Origin of the sequence: Caballeronia sp. LZ003 (assembly GCF_031451465.1) — a bacterium.
In the GTDB taxonomy this organism is placed as follows: Bacteria; Pseudomonadota; Gammaproteobacteria; order Burkholderiales; family Burkholderiaceae; genus Caballeronia.
In genome coordinates, this window is the sequence record NZ_JARUXJ010000284.1 from 1 (window position 1) to 3,061 (window position 3,061).

Here is a 3,061-nt window from a genome sequence, read left to right on the forward strand (position 1 = left end):
ACGGCGTTGGTACACAGGTTGGTACACAACGCCAGCGCCGATTGACAATATGCCCTATGCGGTGGGGCGTCGAGGCGTGTTCACTTGTTTATGCATCGGAAAGTAACTCAAGCGAGTTTCGGTTTCCCTATCTCCCGCAACTCGGCGCTCAGTTTGTCGCTTTCCTCCGGCCTTCCATGAAACGCGGCCGGCGTGTTCTGAAACAGCTCGATGCGATACGCCCCGTCGCACATCGACAGAACCATGGTCTGAATCGCGTTCAGACTCGGATCGAGCGCCGCCGTGCCGCGTGGCCACATCCCTGCAACCGCACGCAAAAGCAAAGTCTGCCCGCTCGCCATGCGTCTGACTTCCCGCACCTTGGCCACGAAAAGCGGCGTCGGATGCTGCGCGAAAATCGGTTGCAGATGCGCTTCGATGCACGCGCGGCCATCGATCGTGCTGCCGTCGAATCCGACCAGACTGCCGCGCTCGGCGAATCGCGCGGCCATTGCCGCCGCGTCTTGACGATTCCAATCATCGAGCAAGCCGAAAAATACGCGGCGCGCGTTGGTCGCCCAATCAGCAAATGCGGTTTGAGTCATGTCGCCCTCTTCCATGCAGCCGCGAAGACGCCGGCGCCCATGAGCAGCGCGCCGCCGGTCCGATTCACCGTGCGCTGCACGGAGGGCTTGCGAATTGCCCGACGCGCGCCCGATGCGAGCAACGCGTAAAAGAACGCGTTAGCAGCCGCCAGCCCGACAAAGGTTGCCTCGAACAGCGCGATTTGCGAGACGCTCGCCGCGTCGGGATCGATGAACTGCGGCAGAAACGCGACGAAGAAGATGATGCTCTTCGGGTTGAGCGTGGTTACCGCGTAGGCGTGGGCCAGGATGCGGCCGGTGCGCAGATCGTCGCCGGCCTTGACTGCGTCCGTGTCGATCACCGGCGCGCGCCACAACTTGATGCCCAAGTAAAACAGATACGCCGCGCCCACCCACTTGACCACCATGAACAGTTCCGCCGATGCCGCCAGCAAAACGCCGAGACCGAGCATGGAAGCCGTCATCGACGTGAGGTCGCCGAGCGCCACGCCGAGCGTCGTCGCGAGCGCGTACTTGCGCCCGTGCCCGAGCGCGTAGGACACGACCAGCAATACGGTCGGGCCAGGGATTGCAACAAGAATGGCCGATGCGATAGCGAACGGCAGCCACTGAGCAAGCGTCATGGGATGTCTCCTGATTTCGTAGGGATTGATTTATCCATGAACGGCGGCGCGGCGCAATAGGCCGGAAGGCTAGCTAGACATCTCGGCAAAGAATCGATTGCTTGGAAGGTTGGAAAGCGCTCTTGGTCGGGTAATGCGCCGCACAAGAATCGTGTTGAGATAAATCGCTACCATTGGCAAGTAATAACCGCTTCAATTTCCTCCAAATAGAGGTTTTTAATGCCTTTCATATCAATACGCTGCGTTCTGACGAACTAACGCAAGCGTGCGACATTCCGGCTTGTTGCAATCGCACACAACTTGTGCTTGCAAACTTTCAAACGTCAATTAGCATGGCTTTTGCATTTAGCGGCTTTTAAATATATAGCTAATTTCGAGACGAATTCGTTTGGAGGCTACTCAATGAAGAAGCGCGCCAGTTTTCTCGTTGCAATGGTAGGGACGTTCGCTATCGCTTGCGCTGCGCAGGCCCAGGACAGCGCGGTTCAAGCCCAACAGACATTCACGTTCCGGCCTAACTCATATGGTTGCCTGTCCAAGGACAAATTCGATTCGGCCGATGAGCATGCGAAAGCTGGCGAGCATCAAAAGATGCAGCAATATTTCGAAGGCTTCGAATGCGTTTCGACGCCGGTCGATTCGCATTTTCGCGTATTGCGCGTAGTCGGACACGACATCGAATTCGTCAATGCGTCGAATAGCGATACGCAGGGAATGTGGACTGCCGACCGGTTTATCGAGCAGAAAGGGCTTTGAGTAATTACGAATGGCGGTAGCCTACGCGCATCGAATAAATGCGCGTAGGTAAATCATTGCCGTTGAAAATGGTGCCATCTTCCGTGGCGGCGAACGCTCGCTGCGCGCATCTTATTCTTCCAATTTATTCCTGAATCACCGCACAATGTCAGTCGCGTGAGCGTCGGCGTGCGGTGTCTTGGTATTTGTTCGCCGCCTCTTCTACTTTCCTTGCCGGTTTTCGACCGGCCTTTTGGTGTTGCATGGCCCTCAAATCGACAATCTACAAGGCGGACCTTCAGATCGCCGACATGGACCGCCACTACTACGGCGACCATTCCCTGACCATCGCGCGTCATCCTTCCGAGACCGACGAACGGATGATGGTGCGCGTCGCCGCTTTTGGCCTATTCGCGAGCGAACGACTGGAGTTTTGCAAAGGACTATCCGACACCGATGAACCCGATCTCTGGCAAAAGGACCTCACTGGTCAGATCGAGACGTGGATCGAGATCGGCCAGCCGGATGAGCGGCGTATCGCGAAAGCGAGCGGTCGCGCGGACCGCGTGGTGGTTATCGCGTATGCGGGCAGGACGAGCGATATCTGGTGGCAAGGTGTGAAGGGCAAGGTCGAGCGCCTGCAGAACGTGACGGTGTGGTCGCTTGAGGAGGGCGTCGGCGAGGCGCTTGGCAAGCTGGCCGAACGGACGATGCGGCTGCAGATGACGGTGCAGGATGGTGAGGCGTCGTTGGGGAGCGCGACGGTGGACCCGGTGATGATTCGGAAGGGGGTGTTTAAGGGGGCGGCGGTTTAATGTCGATGCGGGCGGGTTGAACGACGCGCAGTTTACGTGTGGGATGTCGTCAATGCGAAAAGGCTCAGCCGAATGGCTGAGCCTTTTGATTTTTCGTGGTGGAGAGGAGGAGGATCGAACTCCCGACCTTCGCATTGCGAACGCGACGCTCTCCCAGCTGAGCTACCCCCCCAACGAAGTAAAAGTGTATCACAAGCATCTCGACGGACCTATCCGTAATTCTGTGGGCGAGGCATATTATGAGAGGTAAAAGTCATGGATATGCCGATGAAGAAGAAACGCACCGTCGCTTCTCAGGCAGCGG

At 57.5% G+C, this 3,061-nt stretch carries 4 protein-coding genes and 1 tRNA gene; 2 read left to right on the forward strand and 3 right to left on the reverse strand.

The genetic code is table 11. The features are described 5' to 3' along the window. Positions 1–107: 107 nt before the first annotated feature. Positions 108–584 carry an SgcJ/EcaC family oxidoreductase gene (locus QCE79_RS39090; RefSeq protein ID WP_309854547.1) on the reverse strand — a complete coding sequence of 159 codons (477 nt, stop codon included), beginning with the start codon at positions 582–584 and terminating at the stop codon, positions 108–110. Continuing rightward, complete coding sequence (locus QCE79_RS39095) at positions 581–1,207, reverse strand: LysE family translocator (protein WP_309854550.1); 627 nt, start codon at positions 1,205–1,207, stop codon at positions 581–583. The genes QCE79_RS39090 and QCE79_RS39095 overlap by 4 nt, the downstream gene beginning before the upstream one ends. Before the next feature lie 402 nt (positions 1,208–1,609). On the opposite strand from QCE79_RS39095, the gene sap1 reads away from it, so the two are divergent. Next, entirely contained in the window at positions 1,610–1,963 is a 354-nt protein-coding gene (gene sap1 / locus QCE79_RS39100; protein ID WP_244826701.1) for a surface attachment protein Sap1, read from the forward strand. 242 nt (positions 1,964–2,205) lie between these two features. Further along, positions 2,206–2,757, forward strand: a complete 552-nt coding sequence (locus QCE79_RS39105) for a YaeQ family protein (protein ID WP_250462431.1) — start codon at positions 2,206–2,208, stop codon at positions 2,755–2,757. A gap of 96 nt (positions 2,758–2,853) precedes the next feature. Here QCE79_RS39105 and QCE79_RS39110 read toward each other — a convergent pair. Further along, a tRNA-Ala gene (locus QCE79_RS39110) sits at positions 2,854–2,929 on the reverse strand. Positions 2,930–3,061 lie beyond the last annotated feature (132 nt).